This window comes from Lysinimonas soli, assembly GCF_042655435.1.
Classification (GTDB): domain Bacteria; phylum Actinomycetota; class Actinomycetes; order Actinomycetales; family Microbacteriaceae; genus Lysinimonas; species Lysinimonas soli.
The window spans coordinates 851,612-875,504 of record NZ_JBHSMG010000001.1; the positions used below are offsets into that span (position 1 = coordinate 851,612).

Consider the following 23,893-nt stretch of genomic DNA (forward strand, 5'->3'; position numbering starts at 1 on the left):
GGCACGCGCCCCCGCTGCTGGGATAAGCTGTAACCCCGTGGTGGTCAATCCCGGAACAGTCGTAACCAAGCACATCTTCGTGACCGGGGGCGTCGTCTCGTCGCTCGGCAAAGGCCTCACGGCCGCGAGCTTGGGCAACCTCCTCACCGCTCGAGGACTGCGCGTCGTCATGCAGAAGCTCGACCCGTATCTGAACGTCGACCCGGGCACGATGAACCCGTTCCAGCACGGCGAGGTCTTCGTCACCGACGACGGAGCCGAGACCGACCTCGACATCGGGCACTACGAGCGCTTTCTCGACATCAATCTCGACCAGGCCGCGAACGTCACGACCGGCCAGATCTACTCGCGGGTGATCCAGCGCGAGCGTCGCGGCGAATACCTCGGCGACACGGTGCAGGTGATCCCGCACATCACCGACGAGATCAAGCGCCGGATGCGGCTGCAGGCCCAGCCACCGGCCGACGGCTCGCCCGTGCCCGACGTCATCATCACCGAGATCGGCGGAACCGTCGGCGACATCGAGAGCCAGCCGTTCATCGAATCGGCGCGCCAGGTGCGTCACGAGCTCGGACGCCACAACGTGTTCTTCGTGCACGTCTCCCTCGTTCCCTACATGGGGGCGTCGGGGGAGCAGAAGACGAAGCCCACCCAGCATTCCGTCGCCGCCCTGCGTTCGATCGGCATCCAGCCCGATGCGCTCGTGCTGCGCAGCGACCGGCTCGTCTCCGAAGCGAACAAGCGCAAGATCGCGCTGATGTGCGACGTCGACGAGCGCGCCGTGGTGAACGCGATCGACGTGCCGAGCATCTACGACATCCCGACGATGCTCAATCAGCAGGGGCTCGACGCGTACATCATCGAGCAGCTCGGACTGGATCACGCGCACGACGTCGAGTGGGACGGCTGGCAGGACCTGCTCAAGGCCGTGCACGAGCCCAAGCACGAGGTCACGATCGCCCTGGTCGGCAAGTACATCGACCTGCCCGACGCCTATCTCTCGGTGACCGAGGCCCTCAAAGCCGGCGGCTTCGCGGCCGAGGCGAAGGTCGTCATCCGCTGGGTTCCGTCCGACGAGTGCGAGACACCCGAGGGGGCGGCCAAGCAGCTCGCCGAGGTCGACGGCATCTGCGTACCGGGTGGTTTCGGCGTGCGCGGCATCGAGGGCAAGCTCGGCGCCCTGCGCTTCGCACGGGAGAACAGGATTCCGGCCCTCGGGCTCTGCTTGGGGCTGCAGTGCATGGTCATCGAGTACTCGCGGTCCGTGGCGGGTCTGCCGGGCGCCTCATCGAGCGAGTTCGACCCCGACACCGAGTTCCCGGTGATCGCGACCATGGCCGAGCAGGTCGACATCATCGATCACGGCGATCTGGGCGGCACCATGCGGCTCGGTCTCTACGAGGCGGCCCTCGAGCCGGGATCGATCGTGAGCGAGCTGTACGACGCTCCGACGGCATCGGAGCGGCACCGCCACCGGTACGAGGTCAACAACCACTACCGCGACCGGATCTCGGCCGCGGGCATGGTGTTCTCGGGCGTTTCGCCCGACCGCTCGCTCGTCGAGTACGTCGAGCTGCCGCGTGAGGTGCATCCCTTCTACGTGGGCACCCAGGCCCATCCCGAGCTGCGGTCGAGACCGAACCGCTCCCACCCGCTGTTCCGCGGGTTGATCGGGGCCGCGCTCGAGCGCAACCGGGCCTCGCGCCTCTTCGAGGTCGCCGAGCCGGGCGTGCTCGCCGACGCCGAGCCCGAGGCGGTCGTCGTCGACTCCGACGCGGCGGCCGACCTGGCCGAGCCGGCGGAGGTGTGAGCGTGAACGACGACGCCGACGACCTGTTCGTGCTCGGACGCGGCCCGATACGCGATCTGAGCGATCCCGCGACGGTGACCGCCTCCGAGGTGGTCTACGACGGCCGCGTCTGGGACGTGCGGCGCGACTCGTTCGTGTTCGCCGACCACTCGTTGACCCGCGAGTACGTCGATCACCCGGGAGCGGCGGCCGTGCTGGCCATCGATGCCGAGGATCGGGTGCTGCTGATCAATCAGTACCGGCATCCGGTCGGGCTGCGTGACTGGGAGCTGCCCGCCGGACTGCTCGACGTCGAGGGCGAGCCGCCGATCGACGCCGCCCGTCGTGAGCTGGCGGAGGAGGCGGATCTGGCCGCGGAGCACTGGTCCGAGCTGGTCACCTTCCACACCTCGCCGGGCGGCAGCAACGAGACCCTGCACGTCTTCGAGGCCCGTGGGCTGACCCCGACCCATGCCCCGTATCCGCGCACGGAGGAGGAGTCCGAGATCGTGACCCGCTGGGTCCCGCTCGCCGAGGCGGTCGACGCGGTGCTCGAGGGACGGCTGAGCAACTCGATCCTGATCATCGCGGTGCTCGCCGCCCATGCCACCCGACGCTGACCTCGCGCGGCATCTTGAGCGCTACCTGCGCCACGTCGGCATCGAACGCGGGCGCTCGGCGAACACCGTGGCGGCGTATCGACGCGACCTCGACGGGTTCTTGGCCTTCCTCGCTGAGAGAGGCATCGTCGATCCCACCGGGCTGACCGCAGCGGTCGTGACGGACTTCCTGCGCGGCCTGCGCGAGCGGTCGCAGCCTCTGGCGGCATCCTCGATGGCGCGTGCGCTGTCGTCCGTGCGCGGGTTCACGCGGTTTCTCGTGGAGGAGGGCGTGATCGAGGCGGACCCCGCCGTCGACCTCGACCCTCCGAAGCTGCCGAGCCGGCTGCCGAAGGCCCTCACGATCGAGCAGGTGGAACGCCTGCTGGCGGCCACCGACGGTGAGGAGCTGGACCGCCTGCGCGACAAGGCGCTGCTCGAGCTGCTCTACGCCACGGGCGCCCGCGTCTCGGAGGCGGTCGGTCTCAACGTCGACGACCTGATCGGCGACGAGGGGACGAGTGAGGTCGTCCGGCTGTTCGGCAAGGGCGGGAAGCAGCGCATCGTCCCGGTGGGGAGCTACGCGCGGGCGGCGCTCGACCGGTATCTCGTGCGCGCGCGTCCGGTGCTGTCGATGCGCGGGCGCGCGACCCCCGCGCTCTTCCTCGGGATGCGGGGAGCCCGGCTCTCCCGGCAGAGCGCGTGGCTCGTCATCCGGGCGGCGGGGGAGCGCGCCGAGCTCGGAATCGAGCTGTCGCCGCACAGCATGCGCCACTCCTTCGCGACTCACCTGCTGCAGGGCGGCGCCGATGTGCGGGTGGTTCAGGAGCTGCTCGGACACGCGAGCGTCGCCACGACGCAGATCTACACGCGGGTCACCGCGGATGCCCTGCGCGACGTGTACGTCACGGCTCACCCCCGGGCGCGCTAACCTTCAACCTCCACTCGAAGCGCGCCGCCAGGGCACCGAAAATCGCCGCCGTAGACTCGACACATGACGGCGCAACGCGAGGGTGTCACCGAGTTGACGGGGCTGGAAGCCCCTGTGCTCGGTCCGACAGGCCGACCGCTGCGCAAGTTCCCGGAGCCGAAGAAGCTGAAGTCGCACGGCCCCGCTCGCATCATCGCCCTGTGCAACCAGAAGGGCGGCGTGGGAAAGACCACGACGGCCATCAACCTCGGGGCGTCGCTTGCCGGGGACGGGCGCAGGGTGCTCGCGATCGACTTCGATCCGCAGGGCGCGCTGACCGCGGGTCTCGGGGTGCAGAGCCACGACGTGACGACGATCTACGATCTGCTGCTGGGCACTGTGAAGGATGCCGCGAGCGCGATCCTGCCGACCGGCACGCCGGGCCTCGACGTGATCCCGGCCAACATCGACCTGTCGGCCGCAGAGGTGCACCTCGTCAACGAGGTCGCGCGCGAGCAGATCCTGGCGCGGGTGCTGCGCCAGGTCGCCGACCGCTACGACGTCATCCTGATCGACTGCCAGCCGTCGCTCGGCCTGCTGACCGTCAACGCGCTGACCGCGGCGCACGGCGTGCTGATCCCGCTCGAGTGCGAGTACTTCGCGCTGCGCGGAGTCGCCCTGCTGGTCGAGACGGTCGAGAAGGTGCGCGATCGGCTGAACCCGGCGATCTCGCTCGACGGCATCCTGGCGACCATGTACGACTCGCGCACGCTGCATTCGCGCGAGGTGCTCGAGCGGGTCGTCGACGCCTTCGGCGACCGCGTGCTCGAGACCGTCGTCGGCCGCACCGTGAAGTTTCCGGATGCCTCGGTCGCGGGTGCGCCGCTGGCCACCTTCGCGCCGGAGCACGCTGCCGCGGAGGCCTATCGCCAGGTCGCACGAGAGCTGATCGCCCGTGGCGCCATCGCCTAGCGTGGCGAGCGCGGAAGAGGTCGTCGACGCAGTCTCCGCGGACCCTGATGCCGGCGGATTCTCGCTCACCCTCAGCAACTTCAGCGGGCCGTTCGATCTGCTGCTCACGCTCATCGCCAAGCACGAGCTCGACATCACCGAGGTGTCGCTCAGCGCCGTGACCGACGAGTTCATCTCGTACCTGCGCGGCCTCGACTCCGAGAAGGAGCTCGATCAGGCCAGCGAGTTCCTCGTGGTCGCCGCCACCCTGCTCGACCTCAAGGTCGCCGGGCTGCTGCCGCAGGGCGAGCTCGTGGATGCCGAAGACGTCGCGCTGCTCGAAGCCCGCGACCTTCTCTTCGCCCGGCTGCTGCAGTACCGGGCGTTCAAAGAGGCCGCGGCCTGGTTCGCCCGGGGCCTCGAGGCGGAGTCGACGCGCCACGTGCGCTCAGTGCGGCTCGAGGAGAAGTACCGCAACCAGACCCCCGAGCTGGTCTGGACCCTCAGTGTCGACGACTTCGCGGCGCTCGCTGCGCTGGCCCTCGCGCCGCGCGAGATCCCCGTCATCGGACTGGACCATCTGCACGCTCCGCTGGTCAGCATCCGCGAGCAGGCTGCTCACGTCGTCGCCCTGCTGCGTCAGGGCGGACCGGTGAACTTCCGCCAGCTGATCGCCGGCGCCGATGCCAAGGGCGTCGTGATCGCGCGATTCCTCGCCGTGCTCGAGTTGTATCGCCACGCCGCGATCTCGTTCGAGCAACTCGAGCCGCTCGGCGAGCTCACGCTGCGGTGGACCGCGCAGCACTGGACCGACGACAGCCTCGCCACACTGGGAGCCGACTATGACAGCTGACACGACGGCGAGCGACACGGTCGCGGCCGAAACGGACGATGCGGCGGGTACCCAGGGCGATGCCCGGCCGGCGGTCACGGATCTGGCGCGCAGCCTCGAGGCCGTCTTCATGGTCGCCGACGAGCCGCAGTCGCTGGTCTCGCTCGCCACGGCCCTCAACGCTCCCGTGCCGGCCGTGCGGCAGAGCATCGAGCGGCTCGTCGCCGACTACGACGGCGAGTCGGGCGGACCGCGCCGTGGCTTCGAGCTGCGCGAGGTCGGCGGCGGCTGGCGGCTGTACGTGCGGGCGGAGCACGACGACACGGTGCGCGACTTCGTGCTCACCCAGAACCCGAGCAAGCTCTCGCAGGCCGCGCTCGAGACCCTGGCCGTGATCGCCTACAAGCAGCCGATCAGCCGCGGCTCGATCGCGTCGATCCGTGCGGTCAACGTCGACTCGGTCGTGCGCACCCTGCTCGGGCGGGGACTGATCACCGAGGCGTTCACCGACAACGAGACGGGCGCGATCCATTACGCGACGACCGAGCTGCTGCTGACCCAGCTCGGCATCAACTCGCTCGACGAGCTGCCGCTCATCTCTCCGTTGCTTGAAGACGGCGCCGACGGCTTCGACGACGCCTTCTCGGCGCGCTGACGGTGACGCGATGACCGAGTTGTCCCACGAGGGCGAGCGCCTGCAGAAGGTGCTCGCCGCGGCCGGCGTCGCCTCGCGCCGGGTGAGCGAGCAGCTGATCGCCGCCGGACGGGTGACCGTCAACGGTGTCGTCGTGACGGAACTCGGGTCGCGCGTCGACCCCCTGGTCGACAAGGTCGCCGTCGACGGGTCGGCCGTGCAACTGGACCCCGACAAGCGCTACGTGATGCTCAACAAGCCCACCGGGGTGCTCAGCTCGATGTCGGACGAGCGCGGTCGCCCCGACCTGCGCGCCTTCACCGCCGAGTACCCCGAGCGGCTCTTCAACGTCGGGCGGCTGGACTCCGACACGAGCGGCCTGCTGCTGCTGACCAACGACGGCGAACTCGCCCACGTGCTCGCGCATCCCTCGTTCGGCGTGACCAAGACCTACATCGCGACCGTGACGGGCACCGCGACTCCGGCGACGATGCGTCGCCTCGAGGCCGGTCTCGAATTGGATGACGGTCCCATCGCGGCCGACCGCGCGCGGGTGGTCGGCGAGCCCTCCCGCGGTAGGAGCATCGTCGAGGTCACCCTGCACTCCGGCCGCAACCGGATCGTGCGCAGGATGCTCGACGCCGTCGGCCTCCCCGTGGTCGAGCTGGTGCGCCGCCAGTTCGGCCCCCTGCACCTGGGCACCCTCGGCGTCGGCCGCACCCGCGACCTCACTAGGGTGGAACTCGGCCAGCTGCTCACGCTCTCGCGCGAGCCGGGCCGCCCCAGGAGCGGTATCGGTGCGCCGGATGCCGCGGGCACCGCCATGGACGACGACGAGAGCGACAGCGAATGACCCGCCGACGACCGGGCGCGAGCCGCGTGAGCGGTCAGGTGCGGATCGTCGGGGCCGGTCTGCTCGGCGCGAGCATCGGTCTCGCGCTGCGGGAGCACGGCGTCGACGTGATCCTCGCCGACACCTCGCGGGCCAACCTGCGCCTCGCCGTGGACTACGGCGCCGGCCGGCTCGCCCAGGCCGGCGACGAACCGGGGCTCGTGATCGTCGCGGTTCCGCCGGATCTCGTCGCCGAGGTGGTCGCGGCCGAGCTCGCGGCGCACCCGACCGCGCTGGTGACGGATGTCGCGAGCGTCAAGGGCGGCATCCTCGCCGAGTTGATCGCGACCGGGGCCGAGGTCGGGCGCTACCTCGGTTCGCACCCGATGGCCGGACGCGAGCGCGGCGGCGCGGTCGCGGCCCGCGCCGACCTGTTCCTCGGCCGTCCCTGGGTGATCACGCCGCACGACGCCACGACGTCCGAGCAGTTCCACGCGCTCGAAGACCTGGCACTCGATCTCGGCGCGACCCCGATCCGCATGAGCCCGGCCGAGCACGACGAGGGCGTGGCCCTCGTCTCGCACGTGCCGCAGCTCGTCTCCTCGCTGCTCGCCGCGCGGCTGCGCACGGCGTCGAACGCCGAGGTCGGTCTGGCCGGTCAGGGGCTGCGCGACACGACACGAATCGCGGGCAGCAACCCCGAGCTGTGGGTGCAGATCCTGGGGGCCAACGCCGGACCGGTCGCCCGCGTGCTGCACGACTATCGGGACGACCTCGACGCGCTCATCGCGGCATTGGACCAGCCCGCGGCATCCGGATCGCCCCGTCGCATCGCCGAGACCCTCGCCGCCGGCAACGCGGGCGTCGCCCGGATCCCCGGAAAGCACGGCCGCGACGACCGCTTCACGACGATCGTGGTCAAGGTCGACGACCGGCCGGGACAGCTGGCACGCCTGCTCACCGAGATCGGTGAGGAGGGCGTCAACATGGAGGACCTGCGGCTCGAGCACTCGCCGGGCGCCCAGGTGGGGTTCGCCGAGATCGCCGTGCTGCCCGAGGCGGCGCACCGCCTGGCCGAGGCACTCGAGGCCCGGGGCTGGACCCTCGCCGAGGGCGAGCGATGAGTGCGGACGAGGCTCTCTCGCCCGCGCGCACCCCGGTCGTGGTCGCGATCGACGGCCCCGCGGGCAGCGGCAAGTCGAGCGTGAGCAAGGCCGCGGCCGTCGCGCTCGGTTACGCCTTTCTCGACACCGGCGCCGCCTACCGGGCTCTCACCTGGCTGGCGCTCGAGCGCGGCGTGCCGCCGACGGATGCCGCCGCGATCGTCGGTCTGCTGCACGACTTCCACTACACGACCGAGGTGCACGGCGACACGACCATCGTGCGGGTCGCCGACGGCGCGCGGGCGAGCGTCGACGTGACCGAGGCCATCCGGGAACCCCGGGTGACCGCCGCGGTGAGCGATATCGCCCGCATCGCCGAGGTCCGCATCGCGCTCAACGAGGTGTTCCGCCGCCTGATCCGGCGCACCGATCGGCCCGGCATCGTGGTCGAGGGGCGGGACATCACGACCGTCGTCGCTCCGGATGCCGAGGTGCGGATCCTGTTGACGGCCGCAGAAGAGGTTAGGATTGCCAGGCGCTCCGCCGAACTCTCGCCGGGCGCCGCCTCCACGGCCTCGCAGTTGCGCGAGCGGGACCGACGGGATGCCCAAGTGGTCGACTTCTTGACCGCGGCCCCCGGGGTGACGACGATCGATTCGACCGAACTGGATTTCGGGCAGACCGTTCAGGCCGTCGTCGAGTTGGTGCGCGCCACGACCTCCCCGCACTGAAAGAGACCGAAGCGATGACCGACGACCGCGAGCCGATCGACGGCAGCACAGACCCCGAGATCGGCACCGAGCCGCAGAGCGACGAGGTCGCCGAGCTCGACCCGGCCGTCATCGAGCGACTGGCCGAACTCGACGACGACGTCGCCGAGGCCCGGGCCGTCTCGCTGCGCGCCGGACTGACCGACTACGACCTCGACGAGGAGGACCTCGAGATCCTCGACGCCTCCGCGGAGGGGATCGACGGGATCTATTACCTCCCCGCGCTCCCCGTGCTCGCGATCGTCGGACGCCCGAATGTGGGCAAGTCGGCCCTCGTCAACCGCATCATCGGCCGCCGCGAGGCGGTCGTCGAGGACACCCCCGGCGTCACGCGCGACCGCGTCTCGTACAAGGCTGAGTGGCTCGGCCGGCGGTTCACCGTCGTCGACACCGGCGGCTGGGAGCCCGACGCGAAGGGCATCAACGCCTCCGTCGCGGCGCAGGCCGAGGTCGCGGTGGATCTCGCGGATGCCGTGCTCTTCGTCGTCGACATCACCGTCGGCGCGACCGCGACCGACGAGCACGTGGTGCGGATGCTGCGCGCGAGCAAGCGCCCCGTCATCCTGGTGGCCAACAAGGCCGACGACGCGATCCGCGACCCGCAGGCCGCAGAGCTCTGGAGCCTCGGACTCGGCGAGCCGTGGCCCGTGTCGGCCGTGCACGGCCGCGGGGTCGCCGATCTGCTCGATCACGTCATGACGGTGCTGCCCGAGGTGTCGGCGGTCGCCAAGGAGGAGGTCGGCGGTCCCCGCCGGGTCGCGATCCTGGGTCGGCCGAACGTGGGCAAGTCGAGCCTGCTCAACAAGGCCGCGGGCGAGGAGCGGGTCGTCGTCAACGAGCTCGCCGGTACCACCCGCGACCCCGTCGACGAGCAGATCGAGCTGGCCGGCAAGATCTGGCGCTTCGTCGACACCGCCGGCATCCGCCGTCGCGTGCACCTGCAGCAGGGCGCCGACTTCTACGCGAGCCTGCGCACGAGCGCGGCGCTCGAGAAGGCCGAGGTCGCGGTCGTGCTGCTCGACGTGAGCGAGCCGGTCAGCGAGCAGGACGTGCGCATCATCGACCTCGTGCTCGAGTCGGGCCGCGCGCTCGTGCTCGCCTTCAACAAGTGGGACCTGCTCGACGACGACCGCCGGCGCTACCTGGAACGCGAGATCGAGCAGGACCTCGCGCACGTCAGCTGGGCTCCTCGCGTCAACATCTCGGCGCGCACCGGTCGTCACCTCGAGAAGCTGGTTCCGGCCCTGGAGGTCGCCCTCGACTCGTGGGACACGCGCATCCCGACCGGCAAGTTCAACGCGCTGCTCGCCGAGCTCACGGCCGAGCATCCGCACCCGGTGCGCGGAGGCAAGCAGCCGCGCATCCTGTTCGGCACGCAGGCATCGACGCGACCGCCGACCTTCGTGCTGTTCACGACCGGATTCCTCGACCCGCAGTACCGCCGCTTCATCACGCGCCGGCTGCGCGAGGTGTACGGCTTCGAGGGCACGCCCATCGTCGTCAACATGCGTGTGCGTGAGAAGCGAAGCCGTTAGGGCTTCGCTTCTCGGCGAGGTCATTTCTGACCCTGTCGCCGCACACGCCGATGGCCTCCGGCCATCGGGTCACGTGAGAAGCCGATGACCTCGAACGACTGCCCCTGCGGCTCCGGGCTCTCGTACTCCGCCTGCTGCCGGCCTCTCCACCTCGGCGCCCCGGCGCCGACCGCCGAGGCGCTCATGCGCTCGCGCTACAGCGCCTTCGCCCTCGGGCTGGAGGCGTATCTGCTGTCGAGCTGGCATCCATCGACCCGGCCGGCGCGTCTCGAGCTCGACGACGCAACGGTGTGGCGCCGACTGCAGATCGTCGACACGGTCGCGGGCGGCCCGGGCGAGCAGACCGGCGTGGTCGAGTTCCGGGCGTCGTTCCGCGACGCGGACGGCGCGACCGGCCTGCTGCACGAACGCAGCCGCTTCGCCCGCGAGGCCGGTCGTTGGACGTATGTCGACGGGGACATGCTGTCCGACTGAGCGCACGACCCTCGTAGGCCACCCGCTCGTCAGGGGCGCGCGCCGAGCCGTTCGGCGAGGACGCGCCGCAGTCGCGCCTTCTTCGCGTTGCTGGCCACGATCCAGGCGACATCCGGATCGTCGGATGTCTCGAGCTCGCTGAACGCGGAGATCCCGGCCACCGGGGAGGCCGCGATCGCGACGCTCCAGCAGTAGCCCAGGGCCTGTCGCAGCACGCGGAGAGCGGCATCCCGACGAGTCGGAAGCGGCTGTCGCGACAACCAGCGGGTCGTCGACGCGCAGGCCGCGAGGGCGGCGGCCCGAGTGGGATCGTCGGAGAGCAGCCGGGGCTCGCAGATCGCGGCGATCGCAGCGCGCTGCACGAGCGCGTCGTCGGCCTCCACCCACTCCGCGACGATTCGACGCAGCAGCCCGCGATCGGCGTCGCCGACGATCTGCAGGGCGCGTGCCGCGGCCTCGCGGACCCGCCAGCGTTCGTCACCGGCGCGCCAGCGGATCGTCTCGAGCAGCGCGGCGTCGTGCGGATGCTCCCGGATGAGCCGGCCGATCGCCTCGGTTCCGCAGAATCGCAGGTACTCGTCGTCGGAGTCGGCGAGCTCGAGGATCACCTCGGCGGGGGCCCACTCGGCGAACGCATCGGCGAGCTCGAGGTTGCCGCGCGGGCCCGGGAGCCCCGAGTTACGGGTCAGGAAGTCGGCGATCCCGTCGGCCGGGACGGTCGACAGTTGCTCGGTCCACTCGGTTCGTGCGGTCACGCGACGAGCCTGCTCCGGGGGAGGAGGGGCGGCCAGGGGCCAAGGTCCCTCAGGCGGCGGGAACCGGGGGAGCCGTCTGAGCGTTCGGCGCTGCGGTCGACGGCTCGTCGAGCGCCTGCAGGTAGCTCACCAGGGCGCGGCGCACCTCGGGCACGCTGGCCGAGCGGTCGGGGTCGATCGAGCGTGGCACCATGTAGAGCCCGAGCGAGAGATGGATGAGCATGGCCGCCGCGGTGCGCCGCTGCGGTCGCGGCATCCCGGGCAGGCGACGCGCGAGCAGCTGCTCGAGACCCTGCTGCACGGCGTCGCGCGTCGACATGATCTGCCGGGACCGCGCGTGGGTGGTCAGCAGCACGGCAAGCAGGCCCGGTTGTTCGCGATCCAGCCGGGACTGCACGGCGAGCACGTCGTCGACGATCTCATGGGCCGGTCGATCATGGCCGGCGTCGAGGCTGGCCCGGAGTGCGCCGGCGAGCCGTTCGCCCCACTCGGCCTGCAGGGCGTCGAGGATCGCGTGCTTGTCGCCGAAGAACTGGTAGAGCGACCCGACCGAGACACCCGCGGCGGCCGCGATCCCGTTCGTGGTCGTCTGTTCGTAGCCCTCGGCGGCGAAGAGCTCGCCGGCCGCCTGCAGCACGCGAGCGACGAGCGCGCGCGAGCGCTCCTGTTGCGGAACCCGGACCGTCGGCATCATCCGATTTTATCCGCCGCCGTAGACTCGGCCCGTGGATCTCAGCACCTGGCTCGTGGACGAACTGGACGACACCGTGTTGCGGCTGAGCACGCAGGTGCTCGAGATCGTGCCCGCCGAGGTGCGCCGCGAGCGGTTCCCCGGCGGCAACTCGATCGACTGGGCGGTCTTTCACGTCGCGAGGCACGCCGCCCTTGCCCTTCGTGTGGCCGGGCACGATCCGGCCATGTCGGACTCCCTGCTCGCGGGGCTGGACCCGTCGGTCACGGCGCCCGCCTCCGGATTGCACGAGGTGCAGCAGCCCTTTCTCGAGTTCATCGAGACGCCCCTGCTCGAGGCCTACGCGCTCTCGGTGCTGGATGAGGTGCGCGCCTACCTCTCGCACCTCGACGAGGCGACCCTCGAGGTCGCCCCCGATGTGGCGGGCGGACTGCGTTCCGCGGGGATCGACGAGGGCGAGTTCGGCTGGCTGTACTCCATGTGGTCCGCGTCGCGCGGCTTCCTCGTCCGCTGGCCGATGATCGGACACGTCACCAACCACGTCGGCGAGATGATCGCGACCCGCAACCAGCTGGGGCTGAGCCCCTTCCGTTGAGCGGACGCGGTGGATGCGCCGCGAGTCGGGTGACCCGCCCCGGTCGCCTAACATCGACAGCGTGCCCCAGCTTCTCGCCGTCTGCGTCGTGCACGCGCTGCGGCCCGACGACGGCGTCGTCGGGGTGACCGCGATCGACAAGCGCCCGGCATCCGGTCCGGTGAAGATCGGGCCGTACGGCGCGCGGTCGGACGTGCAGGCGGATCGCAAGAGCCACGGAGGCCTCGCCCAGGCGCTCTACGCATACTCCACGATGGACGCCGACTGGTGGGGCGGCGAGCTCGGTCACGAGCTGGCACCCGGCTGGTTCGGCGAGAACCTACGGGTCGACGGACTCGACCTGAGCGGGGCCCGCATCGGCGAGCGCTGGCGGGTCGGGGCAGGGGCGGACGCGGTCGAGCTCGAGGTGACTGCGCCGCGCCGGCCGTGTCAGACCTTCGCGCGCTGGGCCGACAGCCAGCTCGGCGGGGGACTCGAGCGGGGATGGGTCAAGCGCTTCCAGCTGGCCGGTCGCCCCGGTGCCTACCTGCGGGTGATCAGGAACGGCCGGATCGCGGCCGGCGACGAGATCGAGATCCTCAGCCGCCCGGATGACGCACCCACGATCGCCGAGGTGTTCCGCGACGGCGAGCTCTCGCGGACGATCAAGGACTGAGGTCGACTCCGTGGGTTTCGTCGAGGGCGTCAACCGCCTGCTGCGTCCGTTCGAACCGCTGTTCCGCTTCGTCGACCGGGTGGGCGGTGGGCGCCTCGCGGGGCGGACGATCCACGAAGACCTGCGCGATCATCCGCGTACCCGCCGGTACTTCATCGGCATCCTGTGGATCCTGGCTGCCGAGATCGTCGTCGGGGTGGCCGCCGTCGTTGTCGCGTTCGCTCTCGCGGCTCACGGCGAGCCGATCACGTGGGCCGTCTGGTTCCGCAGCATCGCCGTGCTGGCCATCACCCTGACCCTGCTCTACTTCGCCTGGCGCGCATCGCTCGGCTACTACTGGGCGTATTCGCGATTGCGGCTGTTCAGCAGGATCTTTCCGATCGTCACCCTGGTGATCGCGGCGATCCCGGGGCTGTATCCGCTCTGGATGACGATCGAGCAGATCGTCTTCAGCCTGCTCATGATCGGCATCGGCGACATCCTGACGACGGACCACATGCGTGAGGCGTTCCCGCGCCCGAGCAAGCCCGGGGGCGGCGCCGAAGCGGATGCCGCACCCGCCGGAGACCGCTAAGCTAGAGCACCGTGCCGGTCTTCCGGTGCAGGCCACGGGCTGTGGCGCAGCTTGGTAGCGCACCTGACTGGGGGTCAGGGGGTCGCAAGTTCAAATCTTGTCAGCCCGACCGAGAGAAGCCCCGGAATCACGCGGAAGACGCGGGTTCTGGGGCTTCTTCCATTTCCGTCACCCCCCTCGTGTGTGCAATGTGTGCAGCAGGAGGGATGCCTTTCGGCGCCGTCGCGAGTCATGCGTACGAGGCAGCGATCACCGTTGGATGGGCCTGGCCGGTCGTCCTCCATGCCCATCGAGATCGTGTGAGGAGGTCGCTCCCTTTTTGGTTGTCGCGCGATGTTCGGCGGGGAGTGGAGTCACTCGAGTCACATTGCTCACATGTGCACCAAGGGCATGAACTTGGTGGGGTTTCATGTCCCACTATTGGGGCGGTCTGTCCTCCTTAATGCGGACATTCTTGGCCTATATTGGTGGTTGATCGCTTACCCACGACGTCGCCCCCCACGACGTCAAAGCCATCGCCTGTGGATCCCCCCGTCCGCAGGAGTGCGTGGTGGCACCCAGGAGTCAAACCCTGTTGATGTGCCACCACGCAACAACGCCTCGCTGTTTCGGCCTCTGCTCGGTCAGGGCCACTCGATGACAAGCCGATCGCCCACGAGCGAAGCGGCGGTGCCGAGATCCGCACAGGCTCGACGGAACCGGTCGGCGATCCACTCCGTCTCGTCCCGACGCGCGAGCCGGGTGCGGCAGTAGTCGAGCGCGAGCGGGACTCCTTCGACACGTCGTGGCACGCCGTCCTCGATGGTGACGAGGAAGAGCAACCCGAGGTCGTTGCGAAGTTCGGGGTGGGTGGCGTAGTCGTCGATGAAGTCGCCGAGGTCGAACAGCACCCGGTGGGCGGCTCCCTGGAAGACGTGCGCGGAATGCCCGGCGACCAGCGTCGCGCCGGCGGTGCGCAGACCCGTGGCGGCCTCGCGGACGAAGGCGAGCGGGGCGCCGATCATGTTCGGTCCCCAATGCGGCGTCACGAGCACGACGTCGGCGTCGATGCCGGCGATCGTCGCGCGAAGCCGTTCCGGGATGCCATGGCGCAGGTCGGCGTAGGCCACACCCGGACGACCGGTTGCGGCGGCGAACTCGGCGGGATGATCGGTCACGCCGACGATCCCGATGCGGATGCCGTCGCGTTCGCACACGACCGGGGTCCACGCGGCGACATCGTCGGCGCCCGCGCCCACCGTGGCGATCCCGGCGGCGTGGAGATGATCCAGGGTGTCGAGCAGCGCCTCCGCTCCGAAGTCCAGTGCGTGGTTGTTCGCGAGCGTCACGCAGTCGGCACCGAGCAGGCGAAGCACCTCGACCGCACGCGGCGGTGCCCGGAAGAAGAAGGGTTTACGCGGATCGGGCCAGGGGCTGCCGCGATCCGAGATCACGCACTCGAGATTCAGCACGAACAACTCGGCTTCACCCAGCACCGCGAGCACGTCATCGGCGATGAGCGACCCGGGTCCGTCCTCGGCGATGCGTTGGGCGACCCCTCTGCCCAGCATCGTGTCTCCGGCCAGCGCGAGGATCACGGCTCCGGATGCCCTCCTGCCAGGTAACGCAGGAACCAGTCCCGGGCCGCCTCGCCCGCAGCGCGCAGCGTTCCCGGTTCCTCGAACAGGTGCGTCGCGCCGGGAACGACGACGAGCTGGTGCTCGCCACCCAGCGCCGCCGCGGCTTCGCGATTGAGGTCGAGCACGACCGGATCGTTGCCGCCGACCACCAAGAGGGTCGGCGCGGTGACGGCGGGAAGGCGGGCGCCGGCCAGATCGGGCCGTCCACCGCGTGACACGACCGCCGCCACGTTCGAGCTCGGATCCGCGGCCGCCCACAGTGCGGCCCCGGCCCCCGTGCTGGCTCCGAAGAAGCCGAGGGGAAGACCAGCCAGGTCGGCCCGACCGCGCAGCCAGCGCGTCGCCGCGAGGAGGCGCTCGCCGAGCAAAGGGATGTCGAACACGTTCGCGCGATCCAGCTCCTCGTCGGTGGTGAGCAGGTCGAAGAGGAGGGTCGCCAGACCTGCTCGGCTCAGCAGCTCGGCGACGTAGTGGTTGCGCGGGCTGTGCCGACTGCTGCCGCTCCCGTGCGCGAAGACCACCAGCCCCTTGGCATCGTCGGGCAGCGTGAGCGATCCGCCCAGGCGGACCGGGCCGGCATCGATGACGACGTCCTCGGCCGCCGGCTGGGGTGTGGCGCGGGATGATCCGTCCGGGATGATCGACACGGGAGCCTCCTCTGATCTCCAGCATCGTTTCTCCCGGGCGGCCGGCCGACCAGTGCCGATGGTCCCGTGCTGACGTCCGCCGACCGAAGGGCTACGCTGCGCGCATGGACGAGACACCCGGGGCCGAGCCCGATTCCGCCGAAGCGGGGTACCAGGCCGTTGTCGAGGTCGGGAACCTGACCGGCGGGATGATGGGCGGAACCTTCGACGGCCCACGAAGTCAGCGCCGTCGCGGCTCGAGAGGCGGCCCGCCCAGCCGGTCGCGTTCGGGCTCGGTGATCAGCCGGCGGGTGAAGGTGATCGCCCTCATCGTCGCGGTCGTCGGATTCGCCCTGGCGGTGATCTCTCTGTTCGTGCCCGGCGCGGGAGTGGTCTCTGCCGTGCTGCGCTGGGCGTGGATCGGGGCCGTTCTCGGTGCTGGGACTTTCGTCGGCGCGATCCTCGCTGAACGGGGAAGCGGTCATTCGGAGGAGGGCGTCGCAAAAACGGAGTATATTCAGAAATGAACGTAGTCAGTTAAGAGAATCGACCGATCATGGCGAGCACCGAGTCCGGTGGCCGACGACATCGCAACATGCGAGAGAAGCATCGCCGCATCTTCGTCGCCGCCGCCGAGCTCTTCGCCGAACGAGGCTTCGAGGGCGTCACTGCTCAAGAGATCGCGGACCGGGCCGATGTCGCCACCGGGACCCTGTTCCGGTATGCGGCATCCAAGAGCGAGTTGTTGCTCATGGTCTACAACGAGCAATTTCGGGCCGCTCTCGACGAAGGGGAACGTTCCTCGCGCGGACTGGCGGACACCGTCGATGCCGTCGTCGCGATGGTCACGCCGACCGTCGTCCTGGCCGGCCGCACCGAAGAGAACGGCGTCAGGTATCAGCGCGAACTCATGTTCGGCTCGGCAACCGAGCAGTACCGCGGCGAAGGGCTCGCGCTCGTGGCACGGCTCGAACAGATGATCGCGCGACGGTTGTCGGCCGATTCCCACCAGGGTGGACGAGACGCAGACCAGAGCTCGACCGAGGCGGTGCTCGCGGGGCGCACCGCGTTCGCGATCGTGCACTTGGCGGCGGTGCGGGCATCCACGAGCACCGATCCGGGCCTGGACTCCGCCGCCGAGCTCCGGCAACAGCTCAGACAGGTGATCCTCGGTTATCGCGAGTCGCGAACCCAGAAGCAGTGAACGGCGCATACACCGGGTCGCGCCGCCCGCGAAGCGAATTCAACCGCCCGGCACCCACAAGGAGAACATCATGAGCGACATCAAGAAGGTGACGGTGCTGGGCACCGGCGTCCTCGGCTCCCAGATCGCCTATCAGACCGCGTACCGCGGATTCGAGGTCTCGGCATACGACATCAGCGATGAGGCGCTCGAGCAGGCGAAGTCGCGGTCCGCCGCGCTCGCCGCGACCTATCTGAAGGAGGTGCCAGGAGCGACAGCGAGCACAACGGATGCCGCACTCGGGCGCATCGCATTCTTCTCCGACCTGGGCGCCGCAGTCGCCGACGCCGATCTCGTGATCGAGGCGGTGCCCGAAGTGCTGTCGATCAAGCAGCAGACCTACGAGCGCCTGGGCGATCTCGCGCCCGAGAAGACCATCTTCGCCACGAACTCGTCGACCCTGCTGCCCAGCGACATGAAGGCGTTCACCGGACGCCCGGCGAAGTTCCTCGCCCTGCACTTCGCCAACCGGGTCTGGAAGTTCAACACCGCCGAGGTGATGGGGACCACCGAAACCGATCCCGCGGTCTTCGACACCGTCGTCCGGTTCGCCGCCGCGATCGGGATGGTGCCCATCCCGATTCACAAGGAGAAGGCCGGCTACGTTCTCAACTCGCTGCTTGCGCCGTTCTTGGAGGGGGCGGCAAGCCTGGCAGCGGGTGGGTATGCCGAGCCGCACGACATCGACAACGTGTGGCGCATCGCGACCGGATCGCCCCTGGGACCCTTCCAGTTCTACGACATCATCGGCATGACCACCCCGTACAACATCATGGCCAACGGCGGTGCGGAGCAGCGCAAGCTTGCGGCCTGGCTCAAAGAGAACTACATCGACAAGGGCAAGCTCGGCATGGCCTCGGGTGAAGGGTTCTACCGGTACCCCGCCGCTGAATGAGCTCAGTCGGCGGGTTCACGGTCGGCCGAATCGGGATCACGCCCGCCCTTCGGCGGCTCGGCACGGCCGAGGTAGGCCTTCCGGAACCCGCTGAAGATGTCGGCCACGGCGCCGACGACGACCAGGACCGCGACGACGCTGACCGCGGCGTGGATGATCGGTTCCACGGGCCGGAAGGTCGTCGTGAACTGCTTACTCAGGATGCTTCCGCTCGAGAGGAGCCCGACCGCCGGCACCGCGAATGCGAGATTGAGGGCGACGTTCACCCAGGCCAGGGTCCAGGTCCACCGTCCGATCGCGAATGCGATCAGTGCGAACGCGATCTCGAGCGCGGCGAGTACGAGGAACCAGGGGATCCAGAAGTCCCACAACGTCGGATTCAGAACCGGGAGGGGCGTGCCACCTGCCGTCTCGACGGCCCAGATGTTGCGCTGCCAGATGACGAGTCCGATGAACAGCAGGTAGGCCAGCACTGCGGCGATCGTCTCGGCCAGGCCGACCCTCGTCGTGGGGATCGCGGGCAGGTTCGAGACATCCCACTCTCGCGAATGCGGGCGGCGCCCCCGGGTCACGCGCTCGATCACGGCGAAGGCGACCGTGATCCAGAATCCCACCTGCACCGTCACCGAGAAGGCCACCGAGAACGCGGTCGACAGCATCGGCCACAGGCTCTGGCCGGCGAGCACCTCGACCAGGACGAGCGCCCCGAAGACGCTCGCCGCCACCGCCGAGAGCACGATGATCATGAGCCGTCGGTAGTCGAAGTACAGCTCTGGCCCGATCAGGTAGTTCGGCCGCCCCTCGGTGTTCGCCGCCCGGCGTTCCGGATCGCCGAGCTCCGCGATCACTGCGGTCTCGGCGTCACCCGGGTCGGCGCCGGCCGCGACCTTCGCCGCGACGGCTGCAGCGATCTCGGTCTGCAATCGCTCAGCGACGACGGCACGTCGACCAGGGGGAACATGGCGCGTGACAGCCCAGACATAGCGATCAGTCAGGGTTGTCATTTGCACACGGTAGAACCCCGCAGCCACCGCACGGCGGGGCTTTGGTCCCGCCTTCTAGCCGTTCGCGGCGGCAGAGCGCGCGATCGAGTTGAGATAGATCGCCTCATACCCCGCAGCCAGATTCGGAAGGTCGAAGTGGGTTTCGACGTGTCGACGGCAATCGATCGGCTTCAGCGTCGCCGCGCGCTCGATGGCCGCCGGGATCTGCTCCGGCCGGTCGACCAGGATGCCGGTGAGGTCGTCCACGATGACCTCGGGCACGCTACCCCGGCGAACTGCGATGACCGGCGTGCCGCAGGCCATCGCCTCGATCATCACCATGCCGAACGGCTCTTCCCATTGGATCGGAAAGAGGAGACACGCGGCCTGGGCGAACAGCTCGCGTTTGAGCGAAGCGCTCGCTTCGCCCGCGTAGTCGACGTCGGCCCCGAGGCGGGGCGTGATGTACTCGGCGAAGTACCGCTTCTCGACCTCCTCGTTGAGCTTGCCGGCCAGCACGATCGGTCGTCCGGCCTGCCTCGCGGCGTCGATCGCGAGATGTGCGCCCTTGTCGGGGCTGAACCGTCCGATCCACAGCACGCGATTGCTCTTGTTCGGCTCGAACCGGTAGCTCGCGACGTCGATGGCGTTCGGCACCGTTCCACACCAGTTGAGCCATGGAGCGGCCGCACGCTGGGCCTGCGAGATCGACACCATGGCCACGCTGGTCCCCAACCTCGTGAAGTAGTCCAGATTCGATCCGCTGACCGGTGCGTGGATGGTCATGACGGTGGGGATCCGTCGGCCTCGCGCGAGGAGCGGCCCGACCAGCGAGTGATCGTGGACGAGATCGAGATCCAGGGTTTCGAGCACCCGTGCCGCCTCGGCGGCGTGGATCACCTCGGGCATGGCGTCGTTGCCGAGCAGGGAGGTCGGCGGTGTCGAGAAGGCGCCGAACTGACGGACGGCTTTGGTCTTGGCGGCACCGGATGCGATCAGGGTCACCTCGTGACCGCGTCGGACGAGTCCGTCGACGAGTCCGGCGACGACCTCTTCTGTGCCGCCGTATGCGCTCGGCGGCACTTCGAACCAGGGCGGGGCCACCATCCCGATCCGAAGGGGCGCAGGGGGTGGCGCGAGGCTCTCGGCGGAGAGAGCGGGCGGGACGGCGGTCACGTTCTACCTCGGGCGGCGAGTTCGGGAATACGATGACAACCGGGCCGCAGTTCCTGGGTCCGGACGGTCAGAGGTCGGCGCTCGAACGCAGCGGACCCGGCGAGCTGCGAGGCGGTGGAGATGTGACCGAGCCGGCGAAGACGAGTGCCATTCCCCAGGGAACGCCAGGCCACATCTCGATCGTGAACTTCCCGGAGCTGTCGCTCACCCTGGTCGAGGGCACGACATTCTGCGTGTCGGATTCGGCCGGCGACATCGAGCCGGCGGCGGCGAACGGCCTGTTCGTGCGTGACACCCGGGTGGTCTCGAAGTGGCGTCTGCAAATCGATGGCGCTCCCGTCGAGCCTCTGAGTTCGTTCGCCCGAGAGCCTTTCCACGGCCAACTCGTCGGTCGCGGGATGGTGAGGGCGGGACAACCCGAGGCGACCCTCGTCGTGGAACGCGATCGCTATGTCGGAGCGGGCATGCGGGAGGATCTCACGATCCGCAACTACGGCATCGATGCGGTCGGCATCGACGTGCTTCTCGAGATCGAGGCCGACTTCGCCGACATCTTCGCGGTGAAGGATCGTCGCGCCGCGATCACCGGCCCCGTGACCCGGGCGCACACCGGCGAGGCCCTGGTGTTCCAGACCGAGGACGGCTCCCGCGGCGCTCGTGTGCTGGCGGCGGGGGCTCAGGTCATCGGGGACGCGCTGATGTTCAGGCCCGTGATCCCCGCGGGCGGAACGTGGTCGGTGACCCTGCGCGTAGTCCCGATCATCGACGGGCAGGCGATGGGCGAGCCCTATCCGGTCGATCGGCCGCTCACCGAAGCCGGCCCGTCTCGTCGGCTCCGCGCCTGGCGAGAAGCCGCGCCCTCGTTCCTGGTCGGCAACGCCGTGCTCGGGCGAGCCCTCCTCCGCAGCCAGCGCGACCTCGGCGCGCTGCGCATCGAGGACCCGGCGCATCCGGCCGATGACGTCGTCGCCGCGGGAGCCCCGTGGTTCATGGCACTCTTCGGCCGGGACTCGATACTGACGAGCCAGATGATGGTGCCGTTCGCTCCGGAGCTCGCGATGGGCACTCTGCGGACCCTCGCGCGCTTCCAGGGCACCTCGGTCGACCTCCGCACCGACGAGGAGCCGGGACGCATTCTGCACGAGGTGCGCCTCGGGGCGGACTTCTCGTTCGTTCCCGGCGGCTCGGGAATCTACTACGGGTCGATCGATTCGACCCCCCTGTTCGTCATGCTGTGTGGTCGAGCCCTGCGCTGGGGAGCGCCGGCCGATCGGCTCGCCGAGCTGAGACCGGCCGTCGAGAAGGCGCTGAACTGGATCGTCGAGTTCGGCGACCGGGACGGCGACGGTTTCGTGGAGTACCAACGGGGATCGGACCGCGGCCTGGTGAACCAGTGCTGGAAGGACAGCATCGACTCCATGTCGTTCTCGGGCGGACGGCTGGCGAGCACTCCGATCGCCGCGGCCGAGGTCCAGGGCTACGTCTACGCCGCCTACCTCGCCGCGGCCGAGCTGTTCCGGGCCTGGGGCGACGCGAAGACCGGCGCCGAATGGACGGCGCGCGCCGCGCTCCTCAAGAAGCGATTCCACGAGGCATTCTGGATGCCTGAGCACGACTTCTACGCGATGGCCCTCGACGGCGAGAAGGCCCAGCTCGACGTGGTGTCGTCCAACATCGGCCACGTGCTGTGGAGCGGCCTGGCCGACGAGGGTGTCGCGTCGAAGGTGGTCGATCGACTGCTCGCGCCCGAGATGTTCACGGGATTCGGCATCCGCACCCTGTCGTCCGAGGCCGCGCGATACAACCCGACCAGCTACCACAACGGGTCCATCTGGCCGCACGACACCGCGATCGTCGCCGCCGGGATGGCGGCGGTCGGGCGTCGGGATGGGGCCGAGGCGGTCATCTGCGCGCTGATCGACAGCATCGAGGCCTTCGACGGGCGGCTTCCCGAGCTGTTCTGCGGCTTCGATCGCGTCGCTCGACCGGTTCCCGTCCCGTACCCCGCCGCGTGCCGGCCTCAGGCGTGGGCCGCGGCCGTGCCGTTCGAACTGTTCCGAATCTCGCTGGACCTCGACATCGACCTCCTGGACGGCCGGCTTCAGAGCGGCGCGGCCCCCTCGTTCCTCGGCGAGGTGGTGGCCGACGGTCTTCGAGCCGGTGACCGGCGGTTTCGGGTGCACGCGGACCGCTCGGGAAGCCGGATCGAGGGGCTCGACTCGGGCGGCGCCGCGACGGCCGATGCCGCTCGCGCGGAGAGCGTGCCGCAACATTGAGTCTCCCTCGTGGCCGGTGGTCGGACGGATGCGCGGTCCGGCGTTGCCGGCACGATCCAGAGCCGCTGTGCAACATCGTGCGCGGCGTCCCGCTGGTCCGGCTAGGGCAATAAGTCCCCCCGGCGGGAGGGGCGGCGCGTGCTCGGCGCGTCGAACGAGTCGGTCAGGCGCAGGCTGCGACTGCTGCCTGATGGGTCACGAGGCGCGCGGGGGATGCGAGCGGTTCGACCGGTCGCGGCGGCCCGACGAAGGTGCTGCGAACCGTCACGACATCGACGGCGACGCGGGAGTAGCGTGCACAGAGCCGCAGGCGTTCGGCGGCGTCGTCGCGATGCGGGGTCTCGCGGACGCCGTCGACGCGAAGGCTGTCGGGGCCGATCGTCACGAGCACCGTGGCGGGTGCCCCGAGCCGGGGCGACCCGTGTTCCCCGGCGATCCGGACCCGCTCGGCACTCACCCGGCTCACGGCCGCGGCGACGAGGTCCTGCGCGCCGTTGAGGGGCGAGAGCACGATCGAGTTGCCCATGAGGAGAGCGGCCGCGACGTGCCGCACGTACAGCTCGGTCGCGACCGTGGGAAGGGCGAGCACCGCGACCGTTCCGATGGGGATCGTCTCGGTGACTTCGAGTCGGGTGGAGTCGACGCGGGCCAGGCGCGACGCGAACTCCGGCAGAACGTCGTCGAAGGCACTGAGCTCCGCCGCGGCGCGGCTCAGCGGCGGATGCGCGAATTGCGCAACCAGAGAGGCGAGCACCGGCATCGCGGCGGCTGGGGGGGACGCTCCGAACATGGAACCGAGGATGGCCAACGCCGGACGCCGCGGGGAAGGTCGAAGGTCCCGCGAGGATCTGTCGGATCGACGGCGCGGGGCGGTGTGACCTTCGGCCTATCCTCCGACGGTCGCCCGGCGTCAGGCTGAACGCATGGATGATCAAGAGAACTCGGAGCGGATCCTCGTCGGCGTCGACGGGTCGCCCTCATCGATCGAGGCGCTGCGCCGCGGGGCCAGGATCGCGAAGGCGTTCGACGCGCCCCTGGAGGCCGTGACCACGTGGGAGTTCCCCACGGCGCTGGACGGCTTCTACTATCCGGCCCCCGAGTGGTCGCCCGAGAGCGATGCGCACCAGATCCTCTCGACGGCGGTCGAGCAGGCGTTCCCGGACGGGCCGCCCGACAAGTTCACCACGACGACGCTGCAGGGTGCGCCTGCGCGAGTGCTCATCACCGAGAGCGAGCACGCCGGGATGCTCGTGCTGGGCAGCCGAGGGCACGGCGGCTTCGCCGGCCTGCTGCTCGGTTCGGTCAGCGGCGCGTGCGCCGAGCACGCGCACTGCCCGGTGCTGATCATGCATTCGAAGGATGCCAAGCCGGAGTAG

The 23,893-nt window shown here is 69.7% G+C and carries 26 protein-coding genes and 1 tRNA gene; 20 read left to right on the forward strand and 7 right to left on the reverse strand.

The features are described from left to right. Window positions 1–37 precede the first annotated feature (37 nt). The 11 genes from ACFPJ4_RS04095 to ACFPJ4_RS04145 all read left to right on the forward strand — a co-directional run bounded on the left by ACFPJ4_RS04095 (window position 38) and on the right by ACFPJ4_RS04145 (window position 10,429). Window positions 38–1,810, forward strand: a complete 1,773-nt coding sequence (locus ACFPJ4_RS04095; protein ID WP_386739008.1) for a CTP synthase — start codon at window positions 38–40, stop codon at window positions 1,808–1,810. A gap of 2 nt (window positions 1,811–1,812) precedes the next feature. After that, window positions 1,813–2,409 carry an NUDIX domain-containing protein gene (locus ACFPJ4_RS04100; protein ID WP_386739009.1) on the forward strand — a complete coding sequence of 199 codons (597 nt, stop codon included), beginning with the start codon at window positions 1,813–1,815 and terminating at the stop codon, window positions 2,407–2,409. Beyond that, window positions 2,393–3,319, forward strand: a complete 927-nt coding sequence (gene xerD, locus ACFPJ4_RS04105; RefSeq protein WP_386739010.1) for a site-specific tyrosine recombinase XerD — start codon at window positions 2,393–2,395, stop codon at window positions 3,317–3,319. The genes ACFPJ4_RS04100 and xerD overlap by 17 nt, the downstream gene beginning before the upstream one ends. Before the next feature lie 63 nt (window positions 3,320–3,382). Beyond that, window positions 3,383–4,270, forward strand: coding sequence for a ParA family protein (locus tag ACFPJ4_RS04110; protein WP_386739011.1), 888 nt, complete (start codon window positions 3,383–3,385; stop codon window positions 4,268–4,270). After that, window positions 4,254–5,102 carry a segregation and condensation protein A gene (locus tag ACFPJ4_RS04115; protein ID WP_386739012.1) on the forward strand — a complete coding sequence of 283 codons (849 nt, stop codon included), beginning with the start codon at window positions 4,254–4,256 and terminating at the stop codon, window positions 5,100–5,102. The genes ACFPJ4_RS04110 and ACFPJ4_RS04115 overlap by 17 nt, the downstream gene beginning before the upstream one ends. After that, window positions 5,092–5,736, forward strand: a complete 645-nt coding sequence (gene scpB, locus ACFPJ4_RS04120; protein WP_386739013.1) for an SMC-Scp complex subunit ScpB — start codon at window positions 5,092–5,094, stop codon at window positions 5,734–5,736. The genes ACFPJ4_RS04115 and scpB overlap by 11 nt, the downstream gene beginning before the upstream one ends. A gap of 10 nt (window positions 5,737–5,746) precedes the next feature. Then, window positions 5,747–6,568, forward strand: coding sequence for a pseudouridine synthase (locus ACFPJ4_RS04125; RefSeq protein ID WP_386739014.1), 822 nt, complete (start codon window positions 5,747–5,749; stop codon window positions 6,566–6,568). Continuing rightward, on the forward strand, window positions 6,565–7,671 hold the full coding sequence (locus tag ACFPJ4_RS04130; protein WP_386739015.1) for a prephenate dehydrogenase: 1,107 nt from the start codon (window positions 6,565–6,567) through the stop codon (window positions 7,669–7,671). The genes ACFPJ4_RS04125 and ACFPJ4_RS04130 overlap by 4 nt, the downstream gene beginning before the upstream one ends. Continuing rightward, a complete protein-coding gene (gene cmk, locus ACFPJ4_RS04135; protein ID WP_386739016.1) occupies window positions 7,668–8,381 on the forward strand; it encodes a (d)CMP kinase in 714 nt (237 codons plus the stop codon). Before ACFPJ4_RS04130 ends, cmk begins: the two co-directional genes overlap by 4 nt. Window positions 8,382–8,395: 14 nt before the next feature. Next, on the forward strand, window positions 8,396–9,955 hold the full coding sequence (gene der, locus ACFPJ4_RS04140; protein WP_386739017.1) for a ribosome biogenesis GTPase Der: 1,560 nt from the start codon (window positions 8,396–8,398) through the stop codon (window positions 9,953–9,955). 84 nt (window positions 9,956–10,039) lie between these two features. Continuing rightward, a complete protein-coding gene (locus ACFPJ4_RS04145; protein ID WP_386739018.1) occupies window positions 10,040–10,429 on the forward strand; it encodes a YchJ family protein in 390 nt (129 codons plus the stop codon). Between the two features lie 29 nt (window positions 10,430–10,458). On the opposite strand, the gene ACFPJ4_RS04150 is transcribed toward ACFPJ4_RS04145, so the two are convergent. Together ACFPJ4_RS04150 and ACFPJ4_RS04155 are read right to left on the reverse strand one after the other, a co-directional pair. Beyond that, window positions 10,459–11,184 carry a DNA alkylation repair protein gene (locus ACFPJ4_RS04150; protein ID WP_386739019.1) on the reverse strand — a complete coding sequence of 242 codons (726 nt, stop codon included), beginning with the start codon at window positions 11,182–11,184 and terminating at the stop codon, window positions 10,459–10,461. A gap of 49 nt (window positions 11,185–11,233) precedes the next feature. Then, entirely contained in the window at window positions 11,234–11,875 is a 642-nt protein-coding gene (locus ACFPJ4_RS04155; RefSeq protein WP_386739020.1) for a TetR/AcrR family transcriptional regulator, read from the reverse strand. 34 nt (window positions 11,876–11,909) lie between these two features. On the opposite strand from ACFPJ4_RS04155, the gene ACFPJ4_RS04160 reads away from it, so the two are divergent. The 4 genes from ACFPJ4_RS04160 to ACFPJ4_RS04175 all read left to right on the forward strand — a co-directional run bounded on the left by ACFPJ4_RS04160 (window position 11,910) and on the right by ACFPJ4_RS04175 (window position 13,808). Further along, window positions 11,910–12,470: a hypothetical protein gene (locus tag ACFPJ4_RS04160; protein ID WP_386739021.1), complete on the forward strand. Its 561-nt coding sequence runs from the start codon at window positions 11,910–11,912 to the stop codon at window positions 12,468–12,470. A 61-nt stretch (window positions 12,471–12,531) separates the two neighbouring features. After that, window positions 12,532–13,125, forward strand: a complete 594-nt coding sequence (locus tag ACFPJ4_RS04165; RefSeq protein ID WP_386739022.1) for an MOSC domain-containing protein — start codon at window positions 12,532–12,534, stop codon at window positions 13,123–13,125. 10 nt (window positions 13,126–13,135) lie between these two features. Further along, a complete protein-coding gene (locus ACFPJ4_RS04170; RefSeq protein ID WP_386739023.1) occupies window positions 13,136–13,699 on the forward strand; it encodes a hypothetical protein in 564 nt (187 codons plus the stop codon). A gap of 35 nt (window positions 13,700–13,734) precedes the next feature. Next, window positions 13,735–13,808 (forward strand) — tRNA-Pro (locus ACFPJ4_RS04175). A 514-nt stretch (window positions 13,809–14,322) separates the two neighbouring features. Here the strand turns inward: ACFPJ4_RS04175 and ACFPJ4_RS04180 are convergent. Together ACFPJ4_RS04180 and ACFPJ4_RS04185 are read right to left on the reverse strand one after the other, a co-directional pair. Further along, window positions 14,323–15,276, reverse strand: a complete 954-nt coding sequence (locus tag ACFPJ4_RS04180; RefSeq protein WP_386739024.1) for a CapA family protein — start codon at window positions 15,274–15,276, stop codon at window positions 14,323–14,325. Continuing rightward, the gene (locus ACFPJ4_RS04185) at window positions 15,273–15,965 is read right to left on the reverse strand and encodes a dienelactone hydrolase family protein (RefSeq protein WP_386739025.1); all 693 of its coding nucleotides are present in this window, start codon (window positions 15,963–15,965) and stop codon (window positions 15,273–15,275) included. Before ACFPJ4_RS04185 ends, ACFPJ4_RS04180 begins: the two co-directional genes overlap by 4 nt. A gap of 104 nt (window positions 15,966–16,069) precedes the next feature. Between ACFPJ4_RS04185 and ACFPJ4_RS04190 the strand changes: the two genes are divergently transcribed. The 3 genes from ACFPJ4_RS04190 (at window position 16,070) to ACFPJ4_RS04200 (ending at window position 18,082) form a co-directional block, all read left to right on the forward strand. Further along, the gene (locus ACFPJ4_RS04190; RefSeq protein WP_386739026.1) at window positions 16,070–16,471 is read left to right on the forward strand and encodes a hypothetical protein; all 402 of its coding nucleotides are present in this window, start codon (window positions 16,070–16,072) and stop codon (window positions 16,469–16,471) included. 29 nt (window positions 16,472–16,500) lie between these two features. After that, window positions 16,501–17,148 carry a TetR/AcrR family transcriptional regulator gene (locus ACFPJ4_RS04195; RefSeq protein ID WP_386739027.1) on the forward strand — a complete coding sequence of 216 codons (648 nt, stop codon included), beginning with the start codon at window positions 16,501–16,503 and terminating at the stop codon, window positions 17,146–17,148. A gap of 70 nt (window positions 17,149–17,218) precedes the next feature. Continuing rightward, window positions 17,219–18,082, forward strand: coding sequence for a 3-hydroxyacyl-CoA dehydrogenase (locus tag ACFPJ4_RS04200; RefSeq protein WP_386739028.1), 864 nt, complete (start codon window positions 17,219–17,221; stop codon window positions 18,080–18,082). Window positions 18,083–18,084: 2 nt separating this feature from the next. Here the strand turns inward: ACFPJ4_RS04200 and ACFPJ4_RS04205 are convergent, their stop codons facing one another. Then, the gene (locus tag ACFPJ4_RS04205; protein WP_386739029.1) at window positions 18,085–19,086 is read right to left on the reverse strand and encodes a hypothetical protein; all 1,002 of its coding nucleotides are present in this window, start codon (window positions 19,084–19,086) and stop codon (window positions 18,085–18,087) included. 54 nt (window positions 19,087–19,140) lie between these two features. Continuing rightward, window positions 19,141–20,172: a glycosyltransferase family 4 protein gene (locus tag ACFPJ4_RS04210; RefSeq protein WP_386739030.1), complete on the reverse strand. Its 1,032-nt coding sequence runs from the start codon at window positions 20,170–20,172 to the stop codon at window positions 19,141–19,143. A gap of 191 nt (window positions 20,173–20,363) precedes the next feature. Between ACFPJ4_RS04210 and ACFPJ4_RS04215 the strand changes: the two genes are divergently transcribed. Further along, the gene (locus ACFPJ4_RS04215) at window positions 20,364–22,517 is read left to right on the forward strand and encodes an amylo-alpha-1,6-glucosidase (RefSeq protein WP_386739031.1); all 2,154 of its coding nucleotides are present in this window, start codon (window positions 20,364–20,366) and stop codon (window positions 22,515–22,517) included. Window positions 22,518–22,680: 163 nt separating this feature from the next. On the opposite strand, the gene ACFPJ4_RS04220 is transcribed toward ACFPJ4_RS04215, so the two are convergent. Next, entirely contained in the window at window positions 22,681–23,307 is a 627-nt protein-coding gene (locus tag ACFPJ4_RS04220) for a hypothetical protein (protein ID WP_386739032.1), read from the reverse strand. A 133-nt stretch (window positions 23,308–23,440) separates the two neighbouring features. Here ACFPJ4_RS04220 and ACFPJ4_RS04225 point away from each other — a divergent pair, with 133 nt between their 5' ends. Then, on the forward strand, window positions 23,441–23,893 hold the full coding sequence (locus tag ACFPJ4_RS04225) for a universal stress protein (RefSeq protein ID WP_386739033.1): 453 nt from the start codon (window positions 23,441–23,443) through the stop codon (window positions 23,891–23,893).

What these genes read in the sequence shown, in the direction of transcription:
- xerD (WP_386739010.1), top strand. Translation starts at nt 2,393, where the DNA reads ATGCCACCCGACGCTGACCTCGCGCGGCATCTTGAGCGCTACCTGCGC.
- ACFPJ4_RS04110 (WP_386739011.1), top strand. Translation starts at nt 3,383, where the DNA reads ATGACGGCGCAACGCGAGGGTGTCACCGAGTTGACGGGGCTGGAAGCC.
- scpB (WP_386739013.1), top strand. Translation starts at nt 5,092, where the DNA reads ATGACAGCTGACACGACGGCGAGCGACACGGTCGCGGCCGAAACGGAC.
- ACFPJ4_RS04125 (WP_386739014.1), top strand. Translation starts at nt 5,747, where the DNA reads ATGACCGAGTTGTCCCACGAGGGCGAGCGCCTGCAGAAGGTGCTCGCC.
- ACFPJ4_RS04130 (WP_386739015.1), top strand. Translation starts at nt 6,565, where the DNA reads ATGACCCGCCGACGACCGGGCGCGAGCCGCGTGAGCGGTCAGGTGCGG.
- cmk (WP_386739016.1), top strand. Translation starts at nt 7,668, where the DNA reads ATGAGTGCGGACGAGGCTCTCTCGCCCGCGCGCACCCCGGTCGTGGTC.
- der (WP_386739017.1), top strand. Translation starts at nt 8,396, where the DNA reads ATGACCGACGACCGCGAGCCGATCGACGGCAGCACAGACCCCGAGATC.
- ACFPJ4_RS04145 (WP_386739018.1), top strand. Translation starts at nt 10,040, where the DNA reads ATGACCTCGAACGACTGCCCCTGCGGCTCCGGGCTCTCGTACTCCGCC.
- ACFPJ4_RS04155 (WP_386739020.1), bottom strand. Translation starts at nt 11,875, where the DNA reads ATGCCGACGGTCCGGGTTCCGCAACAGGAGCGCTCGCGCGCGCTCGTC.
- ACFPJ4_RS04190 (WP_386739026.1), top strand. Translation starts at nt 16,070, where the DNA reads ATGGACGAGACACCCGGGGCCGAGCCCGATTCCGCCGAAGCGGGGTAC.
- ACFPJ4_RS04195 (WP_386739027.1), top strand. Translation starts at nt 16,501, where the DNA reads ATGGCGAGCACCGAGTCCGGTGGCCGACGACATCGCAACATGCGAGAG.
- ACFPJ4_RS04200 (WP_386739028.1), top strand. Translation starts at nt 17,219, where the DNA reads ATGAGCGACATCAAGAAGGTGACGGTGCTGGGCACCGGCGTCCTCGGC.
- ACFPJ4_RS04205 (WP_386739029.1), bottom strand. Translation starts at nt 19,086, where the DNA reads ATGACAACCCTGACTGATCGCTATGTCTGGGCTGTCACGCGCCATGTT.
- ACFPJ4_RS04210 (WP_386739030.1), bottom strand. Translation starts at nt 20,172, where the DNA reads ATGGTGGCCCCGCCCTGGTTCGAAGTGCCGCCGAGCGCATACGGCGGC.
- ACFPJ4_RS04220 (WP_386739032.1), bottom strand. Translation starts at nt 23,307, where the DNA reads ATGTTCGGAGCGTCCCCCCCAGCCGCCGCGATGCCGGTGCTCGCCTCT.
- ACFPJ4_RS04225 (WP_386739033.1), top strand. Translation starts at nt 23,441, where the DNA reads ATGGATGATCAAGAGAACTCGGAGCGGATCCTCGTCGGCGTCGACGGG.